Origin of the sequence: Streptomyces sp. NPDC005408 (genome assembly GCF_040606445.1) — a bacterium.
Lineage (GTDB): Bacteria > Actinomycetota > Actinomycetes > Streptomycetales > Streptomycetaceae > Streptomyces.
The window spans coordinates 1-18,576 of the sequence record NZ_JBEXEX010000053.1 but is presented as its reverse complement, the minus strand read 5'-3'; the positions used below and the strand labels follow the sequence as shown (position 1 = coordinate 18,576).

The window sequence follows — 18,576 nt, the reverse complement described above, 5'->3', positions numbered from 1 at the left end:
GAATGCCTCACCAGCCCCCTGCGCCTTTTCTACGCCATAACCCCGATAACCCGCATACATGCACGAAAGCGGCATACATCGAGGAATGCAGGGCTCAGCATCTGGGTAATGCTCACAGCGAGCACAGGGCTGTTTTGCGCCAGGGTAGAAGGATCACGTACGAGGAGATCCAGTGAGAGAAGGGGACGGAGTTGTCTCTGCAGTCGGAAATACGGGTGTCTACCGGTGCGACGTTCTTGGATTACGGAATCGCCACCGCCACACGTCTCCTTGACAGTGCAGGCATGGATGGCGAACAGGGGGCAAGGGTTCTCCGCACCATGCTTTCACCATGGGGCGAAAGGAAGATCACGGACCATCCCGAATGGTCCTCGGATGTGTGTGCCGACGGTTCACCGATCGAGTTTTCCGCCGCCATTTCGGATCACGGTGCGCAAATCCGAGTGCTCGTGGAGGCGCTTCCCGAAGAGCCGAGCACTCCCGCCGCACAAAAGTCGGCACTCGGTCTGACTCACGCGCTTATCGAAAACTTTGGAGCTGCCGGCGGCCGACTGGCAGCAGTAGAGGATTTGTTCCTGCCGAACGAGGATCCGACCGGCTTCGCCATGATGCATGCCGCCATCTTCACGCCAACGTCAGGGCCCGAATTCAAAGTCTATCTGAACCCGTACGCCAATAATGGCATGAGCCGCTCCGAGAGGACACGCGAGGCGCTGGACCGCTTGGGGTTCGGTAAGGCATGGGAGGCTATCACCGCATACGCTCGCCGGGGATTCGACCTCGACAGAATCGTCTACTTCGGCCTCGACCTGAGCGACAGTCCCGAGTCGCGGGTGAAGGTGTACTTCCGGCACTACGATATTGCCCCGGCCGACCTTGACGCCTGCATGGAGATTTCAGCCCACCACGAGGCCGGCCTCCTTGGCGAATTCTGCCGTAAGCTGACCGGCAGGGCCGGTGAGCTCACGGATCAACCCATTGTCAGCAATCTGACGTTTACGGATACCGGCGGGCATGTCCCCTTATCCGCCACGGCCTATGTCCCGCTGTGGCTGTACGCGGAGAGCGACAGAACAATACGGGACCGCGTCAGCTCCGTCATGGCCGATATCGGGCTCCCCAGTGATTCCTATGAGTCACTTCTGAACTGCGTGGCCCGCCGCCCGCTGACGGAGGGGTGCGGGATTCACACGTACGCATCGGTGCGTGTGCAGCAGGGCCGTCCTCGTATGACCACGTACTGGTCATCGGAACTGTACGACCGATACCCGCCTGCCCGTTATCAGAGAGGCTGATCACCATGTCGCTTCAGGCGACCGGATCGCTCTTCGATGACTCGCAGATCCGGCCCGAGTTACTGCGGGGACGATCAAATATCAGGTGGGGTGCCTACCCGCCGGATGTCATCCCGCTGACCGCGGCGGAACCAGACTTCCCTGCGCCCCAGGCTGTCACGGATGCCATCATGTCATCCCTTGCCGATGGCTATTTTCCCTATGCGTCGCCCGAGGGACTCAGCGAACTCCGCGAAACGTTCTCCGCCGTGGCGAAAGCTCGTTACGGGATCAATGCAGGCCCCGATTGTGTGGTGCTGGCCTCCGGCACGGCAGCTTCGCTCTGGGGTGTGGTGCACCTGCTTTGCCAGAAAGGCGACGAGTGTATATTGCTCGATCCGGTCGACCTGCTGTTCGGTCAGGCCATCGATGCCGCGGGGGCGCGGCGAGTGTACTGCCCGATAGACAAGAACACAGGGCGGCTCGACCCGGACCGACTCGCCTCTCTCATATCGCCCCGCACCGCCCTGATCTGTCTGTGCAATCCGCACAACCCATTGGGCACAGTCTTTACCGAAGAGACGCTGCGTGCGGTAGCGCACATAGCCGATGCACGAGGTATACCGATTCTGTCCGACGAGGTCTGGAACGAAATCGTGTATCCTCCCGCAGCGCATGTCAGCATGGCAAGCCTGGACCCGGCAACCAGCGGGAGGACCTATACGGTGACCGGGCTTTCCAAGACTTTCGCACTGCCTGGGCTAAGAATGGGATTTGTGATCGCCCCAAGTGCACAAGAAGCGGTCAATCTCCAACTCACCTTCCAGCGTCTCGGCGCTGCGTACAGCCTGACGCCCTTCGCCCAGGTCGGCGCATTGGCTGCGCTGCGTCACGGCTGGCCCTGGCGGAATGCTTTCTTAGAACATCTGCATGAGACACGGGACTACTGTGTGGAACGGCTGAACGCGATGCCCGGAATATCGTGCAGCCGTCCGGACGGAACGTTCGTCCTGTTCCCTGACATATCTTCCACCGGGTTGAGCAGTCACGCCATGGCCGGATTCCTCCTGACGGAAGCCCGGGTGGCAGTGGTGGCCGGCACACCTGAGTGGTTCGGCCCAGCCGCCGAAGGCAATATCCGTATCAGCTATGCCACTTCCCGGGGGATGATGAAAGAGGCACTGAATCGCATAGAAACGGCTGTACACAGACTTGCGCCGGGCACCTGACTCAAGGAGCCGGTGCCCGGCAGGCGTTCCACCGGAAGGCTGTGATGTGCTCCCTCCAAAACCGGACTATCGCCCTCGCAGCCAAGCCTTCAGAGAGTCCCACCAGGGTGTGCGCGCCCTGGGAACCGGGACCGGCGGAGAGGGAACGGCGGGCTGGTAGTTGGGCATCGAGCCGCCGTACGCGACGTCCCCGAGGGGACGCTCGGTCTCTGCGTGGACGCCGGCCGGCCCGGCAGACGGGGCCAACGTCCCGGACCGACGCGTGGTGAACTTCACCGGGAGGCTTGTCAGATGCCGCGTCATCCAGCCCGACTTCCAGCGCAACTCCTCCTCGGGGATGCTCAGATGTACGTCAGGCAGCCTCGTGAGCAGGATGTCGATGCCGGTGTCGGCGATGGCGCGGCCGATGTCCTGTCCGGGGCACTCCTGCGGACCGCTGCTGAAGGCGAGATGGGAGCGGTTTCCGTGCAGGGGAACCGTGAGGTCGGGCCTGACGGCCGGGTCATGGTTCCCGGCGGCCAGACCAAGCAGCAACATGTCCCCCGCCTGGACCTTCTGACCGCCGACCTCCGTGTCCACGGAAGCCCAGCGCCCAGGGATGGTCATGAGGGGCGGTTCGCTCCACAGCACCTGCTCCACCACGTCGGGCAGAGTCATCTGACCGCCGGCCAGCGACGCGTGGCAACGGGGATCGGTGAGCACCATCCGCAGGGTGCTCTTGAGCAGGTTGACCGTGGTTTCGTTCGCGGCGATGAGAATGACCCGCAGGTGATTCCAGACCTCCTCATCGGTCAGCTTGGAGGAGTGTTCAATCAGCCAGGACGTGACGTCGTGGCCGGGGTTTGCACGCTTGCGCCACACGAGCTGCTGGAGCGTCTCCACAATGAACTGGTTGCTGGCTACCGACGTCTCTGTGCCCGCCACCATGTCTCTGCTGGCTTCGACCAGCCGCGGACCGTACTCGTCGGGCATGCCCAGAAGTTGCGTCAGGACGAGCATGGGCAGGTGGTCCGCGAACTCGGCGACCAGATCTGCTTCTCCCCGGGCGGCGAAGCCGTCGATCAACTGGTGGGTGAAGCGGGTGACATGGCGTCGAATTCCACGGCGGTTGAAGCGCTCCAGACCATCGGTGACCGCCAGGCGCAGACGATTGCGTTCCTCACCGTCCAGGAACAGGCAGACCGGCTGCCAGGCGATCATCGGGAGCAGTGGGGAATCCGGCGGGACCTTGCCTTCCCTGAACCAGCGCCAGGTGCGGGAGTCGCGACTGAACCGGGAGGGTGTACCTGCGACTTGGAGGATCTCGCGGTAGCCGAGGACAATCCAGGCCGGAAGGTCGCCGTCCAGCAAAATGGGCGCGACAGGACCATGCTGGGCGCGCAGCCGCTCGTACAAGCCCATGGGGTCCTCGGCCGCCTCGGGCCCGAAAAGGCGCGCCAGTCCGTCAGCGCTCCCGAACTGGGCGTGCGCCGGACACCCCGGAGGCGGACCGGATGCAGACGTGGTGTGGGGCTGGTCGGGGAAAGAGGCGGTCACCAGGACTCCGGGGTTGTGGTGGTAAGGGTGTGCAGATAGCGCACAAGGGTCAGCAGGGCATCGCGGCTGGAAATGCGGCTGCGAGCGTCACAATCGATCATGGGGACGGTCTCGGGAACATCCAGGGCGGCCCGGAGCTCGGACAACGGGTACGAGGGAGCGTCCGGGAAGGCGTTGATGGCGACGATGAAGGGCACGCCGCGTTCCTCCAGCCGGCCCATCACATCGAAGCTGTCTTCCAGCCGCCGTGCGTCGATCAGGACCACCGCGCCCAACGCGCCTTCGAAGAGGCCGTCCCACAGGAACCAGAAGCGCTGCTGGCCCGGGGTGCCGAACAGATACAGCACCAGTTCGTCATTCAGGCTGATCCGGCCGAAGTCCATGGCCACGGTGGTCTCGGTCTTGCGCTCGACTCCGGCGATGTCGTCCACCCCGACCCCGGCCTGCGTCATGGTCTCCTCGGTGGTCAACGGCCGGATCTCACTGACCGATCCGACCAGGGTGGTCTTCCCGACACCGAAGCCGCCGACGATCACCACCTTGACCGCTGTGGTGACCGATGCCGGCAGGGTGTCCTCGATCCGGGGACCGACTACGGGTTCAGAGATTCTGGAGTCCATGCATCACCGCCTCCAAGAGTTCGACATCGGGCAACGACGCGGACGGGATCGGTGCCCGGGCTTCGACATGGCCGCTCTCCAGCAGATCCGCGAGCAGTACCGTGATCACGCTGATGGGCAGGTGAAGGTACGCGGAGATCTCGGCGACAGACAGCGGGTAGTCGCATAAGCGGACGATGGCCGCCTGTTCGGGCTGCATGCTCGAACTGGACCCGTGCCGGGTCACGATGAGCGTGACCATGTCCAGGCGGGATTTTTCGGCGGGCGTAGCCCGGCCGGACGTAATGACGTAGAGCCTTTCGGGACCGCCTTCTTGCCAGCCCCTGGGCTGTTCCTGGTTCGGGTCGCTCATGGGACCTGCCGGTCGGCCCGCGGCGGGCTGGTGAGGTGCTGACCGATCCGGGCGACCAGGTCCCGCATACGCTCTCCCATGAGCCCGGCATCCACGTCATCGTCGGCCAGCACCGCCAGATATGCTCCGGCGCCGGCCGCCATCAGATAGAAGAAGCCGCCGTTGACCTCGATGACAACGAGTTTCATCCGGCCGTTGCCGTGCGGGAATTCCGCGGCGATGGCCGCCGACAGGCTTTGTAGTCCGGCACAGGCGGCAGCGAGGCGATCTGCAGTGTCCTCGTCCGTACCGAATTGCGCCATACACAAACCGTCCGAGGACAGCACCACGACCTCACGGGTCTGCGGAACACTGGACGCCAGGCCCTCCAGCATCCAGTCCATATTGAGCCGCTGCTGTGTCACCACTTAGTTACTCTTCCTTACCTAATGACTCAGTTACTGCTCGGACTCTTTGTCGCTCAGGCCATGGGGACGATGCGCCGGGGACTCGGCTCGGGACTCGCCGGACACGCCCTGCTGGAAGGCGGCCAGCCACATCCCGGCCTGTGGGGGTGCATCAGCTGACACCGGGGACGTGGAGTCAGTGGTGGTGGTCGAAACTGCAGGCTTCGGCCGCATGGGGGGACCCACGTCGCGCATACGGCGCCTGCGCTGCGGGAGCCCATTGGCGCCGCGCGGAGCGGCGGCGGGCACAGGCTCCTCAACGGTCACCGGGGAGCGGTGCCTCGGCCCGGCGCTGCGCCGGGGCGGCGGCAGGACGGCGGCCTTTGCCAGCGCTCCGCCGGGCGCCGGAGTCGGAGTGATCAGGTCCGGCGGGACGATCAGGACGAGGCGCACGCCGCCGTACGCGGACGGACGGAGGGAGACCCTGAAGTTGTTTGTGTGGGAAAGCCGGCCGACCACGGCCAGGCCGAGTCGTGGTGACTCACCGAGGTCGTCGAGGTCCAGTCCGCTGGAGGAGTTCTGCGCCAGGGCCCGCTCGGCCCGGGCGCGGGCTTCGTCGGTCAGACCGACGCCGGCATCCTCGATCTCGATGGCCACACCGGACTGGATCTCGATCGCAGTCAGATGGACACTTGTTTCCGGCGGTGAATAGCGAGTGGCGTTGTCCAGCAGCTCGGACAGGGCGTGGATCAGCGGTTCGACCGCTCGGCCGAGAACGCCGACCTCGGCCACGGAGTGCAGATCGACACGCTGGTAGTCGATGATCCGGGACATGGCACCGCGCAGCACATTGAACAGCGGTACGTTCTGCTGCCATTGACGGCCTGGCCGGGCCCCACCGAGTACGGCGATGCTGTCCGCAAGCCGGCCGATCAGTGCGGTCCTGTGATCGAGGTGCAGCAAGTCGCCGAACACTTCGGGATCCTGACCGTGACGGTCCTCCATCTCCCGCAGTTCCTGGGCCTGTTGGTGGACGATGGCCTGGACGCGTCGGGCGATGTTGACGAAGGCCCGCTGGGCGGAGTCACGCAGATCCTCCTCGGCCTCCACCGCGTGCAGCACGTAGCGCAGCACTGCCTGGTGCGCGGCTTCGAACTGGGGGCTGACGCGGGCCACATGGACGATGCCGCGCAGCACCTCCTCGGCCGGTGCGCCTTGCTGAAGCTCGGCCATGGCCGCCGGCAGAGTCTCCTTGGCCATCCGTACTGTTGCGGCCTCCTGCTCGGCCAGATGCTGATGCAGGATTGCCTCTCTCTCGGCGTACTGCCTGCGCAGTTCGCCGATCGCGCGTCCCCGGCGTGCCGCCTCCGCGGCTGCGACGGCCGCTACCGCCGTCGCGACGATGCCGATCCAGGCGACCTGGGCACGGGCCATTGAAGGCGTCAACGACACGGCAACAGCCGTACACGCGGCCAGTAGTGCGGGTGGCAGCAGCCACATTCGGGTGGAGGCGGGCCCCGACCCTCTGGGTGACGAATCAGCATGAACCATCGGCATCCTCAGAGCGCTAATGGAAGGAATAGGGCGACATACATGGCATATTTGGGCACCAGGAGAAGGGCCGCGTGAACCAGAACGCCGACCGTCGGGTCGCGCTCACCAATGCTTGGCCGCAGCGCATTCCAAGGCGGCGTTCCGCGCGCATGGAGCCGGGTCCCAGGACGCCCGAGCCCTCGTGCGATCTGCGGCACCACGACAGCCAGTGGCGACGTGTGGTAATTGCCGCAACTCGCTGCGCGACAGCGAGCATAGCGGGGTCGGAGTGATTCTGCGGCCTGAATGCATATATCACATGAACGTACTCATGTGCGAAATTCAGCAGAATCGTTTACCCCAGGATATTCAACGGAATTGGGAATTGGGCGATTTGATGCCCCGACAGCAAAAAGGTGCCGTTGACCTCGTCCAGGAGTGCCGGCCCATGGGCAGGGCCACAATTACGCGGGCCCGTCTGGGAATTCGCCGAGGCCGGACAGCAAGCCGCGCCGACGATGGCGAGGTTCTCCGCGTGCCTTCGGATGCGGGTGGCGAGGCGGCGGTGACGGGGAGCGGGCGCCTGGCCGGCCATGCCGCCCGCCCTCCCGGCGGTCCCACCGTGCGGCGGGTGCGCGTAATTGAGACATCAGCGTCCTTGGTACGTGGGCCCCAGGAATCGGCGTACTGCAAACGGGCAGCTCGGCTCGGCGACAGGCTCGGCTCACACAGGAAGAGCCCATCGTCGATCACCAGGCACAGACGGTAGTCGCCAATCGGGCACGTGCGACGGGCAGTTGACAAACTTGCCCACTATTAATCCCGCTGTGGTATGAGGCTTCGCACGGCAGCCCGAAACCGCCGCCCTGACCCGCGGTGGTGCTTTCGGCCGGGTCCGGACGGCGCCGGGGCTGGGGCCGACGGCCCCAGGGACGCGTTTGGCGATCAGGCGGTCGGCGCCACCTCGGGGCTGCCCTTGCCGCCGGAGGCGGCCCAGCCCTGGGCGGGAGCGGTCGCCACCGCCCGCCACCACAACTCGGACGGAACACTCTCGGCCGTCGGCTCGAAGGGCTCGCCGGGCCGCGGCACCGCGATACGCGCGCCTTCCGCGGCCGCCGCTGCGACCGTGCCCTCACCGGGCTCGGCCCACGGATGCGGCGCGAGGTTGAACGTGCCCCAGTGGATCGGCAGCATCGCGCCGGACGGCTCGCCGCCCTGAAGGTCGAGGTGGGCGCGCATGCCTTCGGTGGGTGTCATATGGATGTCGGGCCAGTATTCGCTGTACGCGCCGATCTGGATCATGGTGGCGTCGAACGGGCCGTGCTCGGCGCCGATGTCCGTGAAGCCGGGGAAGTATCCGGTGTCACCGCTGTGGTACACGCGGTGATCGGGGCCCGCGACGGCCCAGGACGCCCAGAGCGTGTGCTGCTGGTTGCGGATACCGCGGCCGCAGAAGTGCCGGGCGGGGGTCGCGGTCAGCCGGAGGCCCGCCACCTCCGTCGATTCGTTCCAGTCCAGCTCGCGCAGCCTGTCGGCGGGCACGCCCCAGTACTCGAGGTGCGCGCCGACGCCGAGAGGAACCGCGAAGACCGTGTCGGTGGAGGCCAGGGCCCGGATGGTGGGCAGGTCGAGGTGGTCGTAGTGGTCGTGGGAGATCACGACGACATCGACCGGACCGAGGGCCGCGAGCGGGACGGGAGCGGGGTGCAGCCGCTTGGGACCGGCGAAGGGGAAGGGTGAACAGCGCTCGCCCCAGACCGGGTCGAAGAGCACCCGCCGGCCGTCGATCTCGGCCAGGACGCTGGAGTGTCCCATCCAGGTGAGCCGCAGCCCGGAGGCGGGCGGCTTGGCCCAGTCGGCGAGGGTGGTGGCATGCACGGGCACCAGGCCGATCGGGGAGCGCCGGGCCCGCGCCTCCTTGCGGAAATAGATCTTGGCGAACTCGATCATGGAACCGCCGGATGGCCTGGTCCTGGCTCCCACGGGGTTCTGGAAGGTGCCCTCGGAGAAGTTCGGCGAGCGCTGGATCCGCTCCCACCGCTCTCCGGACGGGTCGGCGCCGAACGCGGCCGGACGCAGGGCGCGCAGCCGGGAACTCAGCGGACTGTGGGGACCAGTGCTGGTCACGGCACCTCCTGGTGTCGGTGTGGTCTCTTCATTATGTGCGTGGGGTCCGGCTCAGCCGCGGGGCTGGCCATAGGCCCGTTCCACGCGCAGCCTCAGCACGATGCGCCGGTCACGGACCATGGCAGCGCGGTAGTCGTCCCAGTCCGGGTGCTCGCCCTGGACGTCGCGGTAGAGGGTGATCAGTTCCTCGACCGTCGCGTCGTACGGATCGGCCGCGACCGGGGACAGCTCGGCGATGCCCTCGGCGACCGTCCAGGCCCAGCGGTCGTGGCTGGTGACGTGGTACGAGGCACGGGGGTCACGGCGCAGGTTCGCGGTCTTGGCGCGGCCGTCCGTGATCGACACCCGGATGGTCCGCTCGTCCGGGTAGTAGAAGTGGTTCACATTGGACAGCTGGGGCCTGCCGTCCCGCTTGAGGGTGACCAGCACCCCGCCGCTCTGCTCGGCGACAAGCTTGAGCAAGGCGTCCTGCTGCGCACTTTCCGTCATGACCAGGCAACGCGCGTCCTGGTGCGGGTGTTCCTGAAGATTCTTTCCTGGCCCGTGGTTCCCGATGTCACATCCGGGGGCGCCCCGTCCGTCGTACGCGTGAAAGGGCACCGTCCAGAGCTCAGGAGGCCCGTCATGGCCCGTATCTCCCTCACCCCGCGCCGTTCGCTGCTCCTCCGTTTCACGGATTGGTACTCCAAGCGCACGTACGGAAAGGTCCTCGACCCCGCCCGGGCGCTGGCCCACAACCCCCGGGTGCTCTGGAGCGACCTGCGTTTCGAGCTGTCGGTGGCCAAGTGGAAGCATCTCGACGCCGATCTGAAGGCGCTGGCCGTGATGGCGTCGGCCGCGTCGATCGGATGCAGTTGGTGCATGGACTTCGGTCACTGGGAGAGCCAGGAGCGCGGCATGGACGTACGCAAGCTGCGCGATGTGCCGGTGTGGCGCGACAGCGATGTGTACACCCGGCTGGAACGCGATGTCATGGAGTACGCGGAGGCCATGACGGCCAATCCGCCCGAGGTCGGGGACGAGCAGGCCGAGCGGCTGCTCACGACGCTGGGCGAGGCCGCGTTCGTCGAGCTCACGGCGATCGTGGCGGTGGAGAATCTGCGCTCGCGGATGAACTCCGCGCTCGGCCTGACCAGCCAGGGCTTCAAGGACAACTGCGAGATCCCGGTCCGCGAGGCCCGGCCGAGGTCCGCGTCCGCCTGAGCCCTCCGCCCCGGCCCTCCGCCGAGCCCTCAGCGGCCGCCGGACGTCCGGGCCGGACATGCTGACGATCATGTTGACAGGGGAGTCCGCGCCTCCAGATACTGACTGACGGTTCAGTTACTCCACCGTCGTCGTGCCTGGAGGCACCATGTCCGAGCTCCCCACCGAGCTGGTCCCGCTCACGACCGAACAGCGCGACATCGTCGAGCTCGGCCGCGCGTTCGCCCGCGAGGAGATCCGGCCACGGGCGCGCGCGGTGGACGAGGCGGACACCGAGACGCCATGGGACCTGTGGCGCAAGGCCGCGAAGGTCGGCATCACCGGCTTCATGCTCCCCGAGGAGTACGGAGGCGGCGGCTACACCGATGTCTTCACGCAGTGCCTCGTCCAGGAGGAGCTCTGCGTCGGCGATCTCGGCATCGGCAATCTGCTCTGCTCCAACGGCTTCTTCGCGGACCCGCTGCTCGCCCTCGGCAGCGAGGAGCAGAAGCGGACCTGGCTCACCCCGCTCGCAGGACCTGACACCCCGATGACGGCGCTGGCGACCACCGAACCGGGATCGGGCTCGGACGCCGCCTCCATCGTGACGACGGCGACGAGGACCGGGGGCGGCTATCTGCTCAGCGGCCAGAAGGCATGGATCTCCAACGCCGGTGAGGCCGAGCAGTACGTCGTCTTCGCCAAGACCGACCCGGCGGAGCGCTCGCGCGGAGTGAGCGCCTTCCTCTTCCGCAAGGGCACGGAAGGGGTCACCTTCGGCGAGCCCATGCGCAAGATGGGCCAGCGGGCGATCGTCTGCCGGGAGATCTTCTTCTCCGACGCCTTCGTTCCCGAGGCGGACCGGCTCGGCGGCGAGGGCGAGGGCTTCCACGGCCTCATGCGCACATTCGACATCTCGCGCGCGGTGCTCGGCGCGGCGGCGACGGGCGTGGCCCGGGCCGCGTACGAGTACGCGCGCGACTACGCCAAGACGCGGGTGCAGTTCGGCAAGCCGATCATCGAGCACCAGGCCGTGGCCTTCCGGCTCGCCGACATGCGTACCCGTATCGAGCAGGCACGGCTGATGACGTGGCGAGCGGCGAAGCGGCTCGACGCGGGCCTGGACGCCACCACCGAAGCGGCGATGGCCAAGCTGACGGCGTCGGAGACGGCGGCCTACTGCACCTGGGCGGCGGTCCAGACGCTGGGCGGATGGGGGTACTCCCGCGAGTTCCCCGTGGAGCAGTGGATGCGGGACGCCAAGCTGGAGGAGATCGAGGAAGGCACATCTGACATCATGCGGCTGATCATCTCCAGGAGCATGTGACATGGCGTCGACGGCTGTGACGGGCGGCGAGGCCGTCGTCCGGGCGCTGACGGCGCACGGCGTCACCCAGGCCTTCGGGATTCCCGGCACCCACAACCTGGAGATCTACCGGCATCTCGCGGCCTACGGAATCGCCCATGTGACGCCACGTCATGAGCAGGGCGCGGGGTACGCGGCCGATGCGTACGCACGGGTCAGCGGGCGGCCCGGGGTCGCGATCACCACCACGGGGCCCGCACTGCTGAACATCGCCGCTGCGGTCGGCCAGGCGTACTCCGACAGCGTGCCGCTGCTCGTCGTCTCGCCCGGAATGCCGCTGCGCCACCCACGCCAGTCGACCGGGCTGCTGCACGAGATGCGCAGCCAGACCGAAGCGCTGCGGGGCGTGGCGGCGTTCAGCCACCGGGTGTCGAGCGTCGACGAGATCGGCGCTGCCGTCGCGCGGGCCTTCACGCTCTTCGCCACCGGACGGCCGCGGCCCGTGCACATCGAGATTCCCCTCGATCTGCTGGAGGCCGCGGAGGAGGTGCGTGAGGTACGCAGCGCCCCTCCGACCGGGCCGCAGATTCCCCCGGCGAGCGATCTCAGGCAGGCCGTCGACGCCCTGCGCGCGGCGAGCCGGCCCGCGCTCGTGCTCGGCGGCGGCGCGCGCGGCGCCGCCGTTGAACTGCTGGCGCTGGCCGAGGAGTTGAGCGCACCCGTCGTCACCACCGCCAACGGCAAGGGGATCGTGCACGAGTCCCATCCGCTGTCGCTGGGCGTCTCACTGCACAGCCCGGCCGTACAGAAGTGGCTGGCGGACCGCGATGTGGTGCTGGCCGTGGGGACGGAGCTGGCCGAGTCCGACCTGTGGTCGTCGGCGCCGCCGTCGCTCGGCGGGACGCTGGTGCGTGTCGACGTGGACCCCGCGCAGATGTACGCGGCACTCCCGGCGGACGTGGCCCTGGTGGGCGACGCGCGGCAGGTGCTGGATGTGCTGGTGGACGAGCTCGGGGACGCAGGCGCTGCCCAGGTCGGCGCCGGACCGGGTGCGTCGGCGCGTGCCGTGGGCCTGCATCTCGTGCGGGACACGGAGAGCGGCGAAGCGCGCGCCGGCAGCGTAACGCCCGGTGCCGCCAAGCTGCGCCTCGCGGACGACGCCGAAGGCGCCAACGACGCGGACGACGCGGACGACGCGGACGATGACCGCGCCGACGCGCCTGCCGCGGCCGTCGAAGAGCAGGTCGCCGCCCTGCGGCTCGCGCGGGACGCCGAGACCCGGGAGCGGGACGCGCGTTGGCTGCCGTACCTCCGGGCGATCCGTACCGTCATCGCCGCCGACGCGGTCATCACCTCCGACAGCGCCCAGTGCTGCTACTACGGCGCCCTGCCGCATCTGCCCATCGGCCCCGCGGCCCGCTATCTGCACCCCACCGGGTTCGGCACCCTCGGTTATGCGCTGCCCGCCGCGATCGGCGCCAAGACCGCCTACCCGGACCGTCAGGTGATCGCGCTCAGCGGGGACGGCGGGCTGCAGTTCTCCGTACAGGAGCTCGCCACCGCCGCCCAGCTTCACCTCCCCCTGCCCATCGTGGTGTTCGACAACGGCGGCTACGGAGAAATCCGCGACGAGATGGCCGCGCGCGGCGACGCCCCCGCCGCCGTCGATCTCGCGCCCGTCGATCTGCCCGCCCTCGCCCGCGCCTACGGCGGGCACGGTGTGCACGCCACCACCCCCGGCGCGCTCGCCACCGCCCTCACCCGGGCACTGGCCACCCCCGGCCCCACCGTGATCACCGTTCCCGAGGAGACCGCCCGATGACCACCACTCCCCTGCTGTCGCTCACCTGGACCGACCATGTCACCGGGCGCCAGGGCCATCTGGTCGTCGACCGGCTCGTGCGCGGGGTGTCCAGCGGCGGACTGCGGATGCGTGAGGGCTGCACGCTGGACGAAGTGACCGGGCTGGCCCGCGGGATGACGATGAAGGAGGCCCTGCACTACAACCCCGACGGGCGGTACATCCCGCTCGGCGGCGCGAAGGGCGGCATCGACTGCGACCCGCAGGACCCGCAGGCGTACGGGATCCTCGTCCGCTATCTGCGCGCCGTGCGCCCGTACATCGAGACGATGTGGACCACCGGCGAGGACCTCGGCCTCACCCAGGACATCGTCGACCGCGCCGCCGCGGATGCCGGTCTCGTCTCCTCCATCCAGGCGGTCTACCGGCTGCTCGACGACGAGGCGTCGGCCCGGCAGCGGCTCTCGGACGCCTTCGCCGTGGAAGTCGACGGCATCGGCCTCGACGAGCTGGTCGGGGGCTGCGGCGTGGCCGAGTCGGTGCTGGTCGCCCTCGACCGGGCGGGGACGGCGTACGAGGGAACGCGGGTCTCCGTGCAGGGACTCGGCACCATGGGCGGCGCGACCGCCCGCTTCCTCGCCCGGGCCGGGCTGAAGATCGTCGCCGTCGCCGACATCAAGGGCACGGTGGCCAACCCCGACGGCCTGGACGTCGAGGCGCTGCTGGCCGCGCGGGACTCGTACGGCACCGTCGACCGTACGGCACTGCGGCCCGAGGACCTGGAACTGCCGGGCGACGCCTGGCTCTCCGTCGACGCGGAGGTGCTGGTGCCCGCCGCCGTCTCGTATGCCGTGGACACGGCCAACCAGGCGCAGATCACGGCTCGTTGGATCGTCGAGGCGGCGAACATGCCGGTGCTGCCGGACGCCGAGGAGATGCTCGCGCGGCGCGGGATCACGGTCCTGCCCGACGTGGTCGTCAACTCCGGTACGAACGCATGGTGGTGGTGGACGCTGTTCGGCGACATCGACGCGGATGCGGACGAGGCGTTCGCGTACACCCGTCGCTCGATGCGCGCGCTGATCGACCAGATGCTGGCGCGCGCCGAGGCGGACGGGACGACTCCGCGGGCTGCCGCGCACGCGATCGTCGCGGACCGGCTGCCGGTCATCGCCGAGCGCTTCGGCTGGTACAGATGACGGCTTCGCTCGACGCTCTCTTCGACCCGGGATCGGTCGCCGTCGTCGGCGCCTCGGACAACCCGGAGAAGTGGGGCTACTGGCTGGCGTCCGGGGCGCTTGCGGGGCGCGCCCGCCGCACGGTCCACCTCGTCAACCGGCGTGGCGGCGCACTCGACGGGGTGCCCTTCCTCCCCGGCCTGGCCGCGCTGCCGGAAGGCGCGGACCATGTGGTGATCGCCGTCCCCCCGCAGCATGTCCGGCCCGTGGTGACCGAAGGGCTCACGGCCGGGGCGCGCTGTTTCACGGTCATCACCTCGGGCGGTACGAGCGCAGCGGAGGAACGGGAGCTGGCGGAACTCGTCCGGGCGCACGGGGCACGGCTGCTGGGCCCCAACTGCATGGGCATCGTGGACACCACCAGTGAACTGCGGCTCAGCTGGGGCGAGTTCCCGGCGGGCGACGTCGGCCTGGTGTCGCAGAGCGGCAACCTCGCCCTGGAGATCGGCCGCCTGCTCGCCCGCGCCGGGCAGGGCTTCTCGCGCTTCGTCTCGCTCGGCAACCAGCGCGACATCGACGCGGCGGACGCGCTGGAGGCGCTGATCGCGCACGTCCCGACGCGGGTGATCGCGGCGTACGTGGAGGACTTCCGCGACGGCCGCCGACTGGCCCGCGTCCTCGCATCCGCGAGCGCGGCGGGAAAGCCGGTCCTGCTGCTGACAGTGGGCGCGAGCGCGGCCGCGGGCCGCGCGGCGGCATCCCACACGGGCGCGCTGGTGAGCGCACGGGCGACGGTGGAGGCGGTCTGCCGCGACGCGGGGGCGCTGCTGCTGAACACGGCGGGGGAACTGGTGGACACGGCAGTGCTGTTGCTGTCGGACGGCGTCCCACCTCAGCCGTGCACGCCTGTCCCGGCTGCGGCGGGAGCCGCCCAGCCGGACACGCCCCGCACGACGGGGGACCCCGTCGCCAACCCGCCCGAGGCGGCCCGCGCGGCACCCGAGCCGGTGCTCGGGCAGCCGAGGACGGCTCACCCGGCAGCGGGTCCCGTCGCCGCACGCGGCGGCAAGGCGGCCCGCCCCGCCGCCGGGGACGCGCCAACTACCGGCGCACCGCGGGCCGCAGCCCCGCACCGCACACCGCTTCGTGTCGCTATCGTCGGCGACAGCGGCGGGCAAGGCGCCCTTGCCGCCGATGCGTTTGCCGTGAGCGGGGTCGAGATATCCCCGCTCTCCGGCGCCACCGCCGCCGAGGTCGCCCGGCATCTCCCAGGGCGTTCGGAGTGCGGCAACCCCGTCGATCTGGCGGGCGCCGGAGAGGCCGATCTGGGCAGTTACGCACGCATCGCCCGCGCCCTGCTGTCCAGTGAGGACGCTGACGCCGTCGTCCTGACGGGATACTTCGGCGACTACGCCACCGCCAACCCCGCCCAGGCCGACCTCGAGTGCACCGTAGCCCGTCAACTCATCGGCGCCGCACATGATTCGGGCCGTACCCTCGTCGTCCACACCATGGCCCTGGACACCCCCGCACTGGCCGTCCTGCGGGAAGGGCGCATACCCGTCTACGAGCGCATCGAGCAGGCGGCGACCGCTCTCGCCGCCGTGGCCCGGCGGCAGAGCCCGGCGCCCCCGCCGACGCTCCCCACTCCGGCCCGGTACACCGTGCCCGACGGCGGGTACGAGACGATGCGCGAGCTGCTCGCCTCCTACGGACTGACCTTCCCCGCCGCGGAGTTCGTGCGCAGCGCCGACGCGGCCGTCGAAGCCGCCGATCGCACCGGGTATCCCCTGGCCCTCAAGGCGATGGGTCTGGCCCACAAGACCGAGGCCGGCGGGGTCGCCCTGCACATTGCCGACGAGGGCGCGCTGCGGGCCGCGTTCGCGCGGATGAGTGCTGCCACCGGGGCCGAGCACTACGCCGTCGAGGCGATGGCGGCACCGCCGTACGCCGTCGAACTCATCGTCGGCGTACGGCAGGACCCCGCCTTCGGCCCCGTCGCCATGGCCGGGATCGGCGGCGTCACCGCCGAACTCCTCGCGGACACGGCCGTCGCCCTCGCCCCGCTCACCCCCGAACGCGCCCGCGCGTTGCTGCTCTCGCTGCGCCACGCCCCACTGCTGACCGGCTGGCGCGGGGCTCCACCCGTACTCCTGGACGCTGCGGTGGCCGCGCTGTGCGCCCTGTCCCGGGCCGCCGCCGAGCACCCCGAGCTGTCGGAGCTGGAGGTGAACCCGCTGCTCGTGCACCCCGGCGGGGCCGTCGCGCTCGACGCACACGGTGTACGGACCGCGCCCAAGATCGGCTGTGTAGGGTGATGGCGTGGCTAGAGTCCGGTTGAACGTGGCGGAGAGGCGTGAGGAGCTGCTCGGCGCCGCCGTTGAGCAGATCGAGGAGCACGGGGTGGCGGCCGTGCGGATCGCCGATGTCGCCTCCGTGCTGGGGGTGAGCAACGCCCTGGTCCTCTACCACTTCTCGACCAAGGAGAAGCTCGTCGCGGCGGCCTTCGCCCACGCCGCCGACGGCGATCTCGCCCATCTGCGCAAACTGCTGGGGCGCCGCACCACCGCGCTGCGCCGGCTGCGCGCCGCGGTCCGCTGGTACGCGCCCACGGGGACGGCCAAGGGCTGGCGCCTGTGGATCGAGGGCTGGGCGGCCGCGCTGCGTGAGCCCGCCCTGCGGGAGGTGGCGCGCGATCTCGACCAGCAGTGGAAGGCCGCACTGACCGAGGTCATCGCGGAGGGCGCGGCGGCGGGCGAGTTCCCGTGCGAGGACCCGGCGGCAACGGCTTGGCGCCTGACGGCGTTTCTGGACGGGCTCGCCGTGCAGATGACCTCGTACGCCGGGTCGCTCTCCCGTGCCGCGATGCTGGAGTGGACCGACGAGGCGCTCGCCCGTGAGCTCGGCGTGGAACGCGCGGCGCTCACCGCCGCCGCACGCTGAACACGGCCCGGCAGTCATACTGGGCGACTGTGTCTCACCTGTCGCAGCAACAGCAGACGGATCAACTCCCTTACGACGCACGCGAATACGACGAAAGCGAATACGACGCACCCGATGTACTGGTCGTCGGCGGCAGCGGCGTCGACACGGTCGTCCGCGTCGACTCCCTGCCCGTCCCGCTCGCCGACTCCGTCGGGGTCGGCCCCATCCGCGAATGGCCCGGCCACACCGGCGGCAATGTCGCTCTCGGCTGCCGGGCTCTCGGACTGAAGGTCAGACTCCTCGACTACGTCGGCGACGACTGGCCCGGACGCCAGGTCCAGGACCGGCTCGCCGCCGGCGGAGTGGCCTTCGAGCCGCTCATATCCCCCGCCGGAACCCGGCGCGCGGTCAATCTCGTCGACCCCGCGGGCCGCCGGATGTCCTTCTACGACGCCCGCGATCCGGGGGAGTTGCGCATGCCGCGCGAGGCCTACCTCCCCCATCTGCGGCGGGCCCGCCATGTCCATCTCTCGATCGTGAACTTCGCGCGGTTCCTCTTCGACGACATCGAGGAGCTGGGCGTCCCGGTCTCCACCGATCTGCACGACTGGGACGGACTGGCCGACCACCACCGGGAGTTCGCGCTCCGCTCGGACCTGGTCTTCCTCAGCGCGGCGGGCGCGGGTGAGCGGATAGCGTCGGTGATGCGGGAGATCCTGCGCGACGGACGGGCCGAGGCGGTGGTCGCGACGGCCGGTGCGGGAGGCTCGTATCTGCTGACCCGGGACGGCAGCAGCACCCCTCGCCCGGTCCCGGCGGTGGTGCCGCCCGCTCCGGTGGTGGACTCCAACGGCGCGGGCGACGCGTATGTCTGCGGCTTTCTGTACGGGCGGCTGGCAGGCCGTGGCCTGGAGGAGAGCGCCCGGCTCGGCGCGCTGGCGGGCGCACACGCCTGTACGGGCGAGGGCAGCACGGCACTGATCGGCCCGGCGGACCTCCAGGGGGCCCAGACCTGACACCGGCGGGCTGCCCGGCTAGGTCCTGTCCGGTCGATCAGGCTGGATCAGTGAGCGGGGTCTGGCGTGGTGCATCGCAGGCCGGAGGATGGGGGTCCCCCCGCCGAAGGC

The 18,576-nt window shown here is 69.1% G+C and carries 16 protein-coding genes; 9 read left to right on the top strand and 7 right to left on the bottom strand.

The genetic code is table 11. The features are described from left to right. Nucleotides 1-284 precede the first annotated feature (284 nt). A complete protein-coding gene (locus tag ABZS64_RS32395) occupies nt 285-1,295 on the top strand; it encodes a tryptophan dimethylallyltransferase family protein (RefSeq protein WP_355837432.1) in 1,011 nt (336 codons plus the stop codon). A gap of 5 nt (nt 1,296-1,300) precedes the next feature. Beyond that, nucleotides 1,301-2,503, top strand: coding sequence for an aminotransferase class I/II-fold pyridoxal phosphate-dependent enzyme (locus tag ABZS64_RS32390; RefSeq protein ID WP_355837430.1), 1,203 nt, complete (start codon nt 1,301-1,303; stop codon nt 2,501-2,503). Between the two features lie 66 nt (nt 2,504-2,569). On the opposite strand, the gene ABZS64_RS32385 is transcribed toward ABZS64_RS32390, so the two are convergent. The 7 genes from ABZS64_RS32385 to ABZS64_RS32355 all read right to left on the bottom strand — a co-directional run bounded on the left by ABZS64_RS32385 (nt 2,570) and on the right by ABZS64_RS32355 (nt 9,546). Further along, complete coding sequence (locus tag ABZS64_RS32385) at nt 2,570-4,039, bottom strand: cytochrome P450 (protein ID WP_355837428.1); 1,470 nt, start codon at nt 4,037-4,039, stop codon at nt 2,570-2,572. After that, complete coding sequence (locus ABZS64_RS32380; RefSeq protein ID WP_355837426.1) at nt 4,036-4,659, bottom strand: ATP/GTP-binding protein; 624 nt, start codon at nt 4,657-4,659, stop codon at nt 4,036-4,038. The genes ABZS64_RS32385 and ABZS64_RS32380 overlap by 4 nt, the downstream gene beginning before the upstream one ends. After that, nucleotides 4,640-5,011: a DUF742 domain-containing protein gene (locus ABZS64_RS32375; RefSeq protein WP_355837424.1), complete on the bottom strand. Its 372-nt coding sequence runs from the start codon at nt 5,009-5,011 to the stop codon at nt 4,640-4,642. The genes ABZS64_RS32380 and ABZS64_RS32375 overlap by 20 nt, the downstream gene beginning before the upstream one ends. Further along, a complete protein-coding gene (locus tag ABZS64_RS32370) occupies nt 5,008-5,394 on the bottom strand; it encodes a roadblock/LC7 domain-containing protein (RefSeq protein ID WP_355837422.1) in 387 nt (128 codons plus the stop codon). The genes ABZS64_RS32375 and ABZS64_RS32370 overlap by 4 nt, the downstream gene beginning before the upstream one ends. Nucleotides 5,395-5,448: 54 nt before the next feature. Continuing rightward, nucleotides 5,449-6,831 (bottom strand): ATP-binding protein, encoded by a 1,383-nt coding sequence (locus ABZS64_RS32365; protein WP_355837420.1) that lies wholly within the window; start codon nt 6,829-6,831, stop codon nt 5,449-5,451. Between the two features lie 1,044 nt (nt 6,832-7,875). Further along, nucleotides 7,876-9,057: an MBL fold metallo-hydrolase gene (locus ABZS64_RS32360; RefSeq protein ID WP_355837418.1), complete on the bottom strand. Its 1,182-nt coding sequence runs from the start codon at nt 9,055-9,057 to the stop codon at nt 7,876-7,878. Between the two features lie 51 nt (nt 9,058-9,108). Continuing rightward, nucleotides 9,109-9,546 carry a PPOX class F420-dependent oxidoreductase gene (locus ABZS64_RS32355; protein WP_355837416.1) on the bottom strand — a complete coding sequence of 146 codons (438 nt, stop codon included), beginning with the start codon at nt 9,544-9,546 and terminating at the stop codon, nt 9,109-9,111. A gap of 135 nt (nt 9,547-9,681) precedes the next feature. Here ABZS64_RS32355 and ABZS64_RS32350 point away from each other — a divergent pair, with 135 nt between their 5' ends. The 7 genes from ABZS64_RS32350 (at nt 9,682) to ABZS64_RS32320 (ending at nt 18,465) form a co-directional block, all read left to right on the top strand. After that, the gene (locus ABZS64_RS32350; protein ID WP_355837414.1) at nt 9,682-10,260 is read left to right on the top strand and encodes a carboxymuconolactone decarboxylase family protein; all 579 of its coding nucleotides are present in this window, start codon (nt 9,682-9,684) and stop codon (nt 10,258-10,260) included. 148 nt (nt 10,261-10,408) lie between these two features. After that, a complete protein-coding gene (locus ABZS64_RS32345; protein ID WP_355837412.1) occupies nt 10,409-11,566 on the top strand; it encodes an acyl-CoA dehydrogenase family protein in 1,158 nt (385 codons plus the stop codon). Between the two features lies 1 nt (nt 11,567). Then, nucleotides 11,568-13,367 (top strand): thiamine pyrophosphate-dependent enzyme, encoded by a 1,800-nt coding sequence (locus ABZS64_RS32340; protein ID WP_355837410.1) that lies wholly within the window; start codon nt 11,568-11,570, stop codon nt 13,365-13,367. Continuing rightward, entirely contained in the window at nt 13,364-14,545 is a 1,182-nt protein-coding gene (locus ABZS64_RS32335; protein ID WP_355837408.1) for a Glu/Leu/Phe/Val dehydrogenase dimerization domain-containing protein, read from the top strand. Before ABZS64_RS32340 ends, ABZS64_RS32335 begins: the two co-directional genes overlap by 4 nt. Continuing rightward, a complete protein-coding gene (locus tag ABZS64_RS32330) occupies nt 14,542-16,842 on the top strand; it encodes an acetate--CoA ligase family protein (protein ID WP_355837406.1) in 2,301 nt (766 codons plus the stop codon). The genes ABZS64_RS32335 and ABZS64_RS32330 overlap by 4 nt, the downstream gene beginning before the upstream one ends. 4 nt (nt 16,843-16,846) lie before the next feature. Beyond that, nucleotides 16,847-17,467, top strand: coding sequence for a TetR family transcriptional regulator C-terminal domain-containing protein (locus ABZS64_RS32325; RefSeq protein ID WP_355837404.1), 621 nt, complete (start codon nt 16,847-16,849; stop codon nt 17,465-17,467). Nucleotides 17,468-17,586: 119 nt separating this feature from the next. Then, the gene (locus ABZS64_RS32320) at nt 17,587-18,465 is read left to right on the top strand and encodes a carbohydrate kinase family protein (RefSeq protein WP_355837488.1); all 879 of its coding nucleotides are present in this window, start codon (nt 17,587-17,589) and stop codon (nt 18,463-18,465) included. Nucleotides 18,466-18,576: the final 111 nt, after the last annotated feature.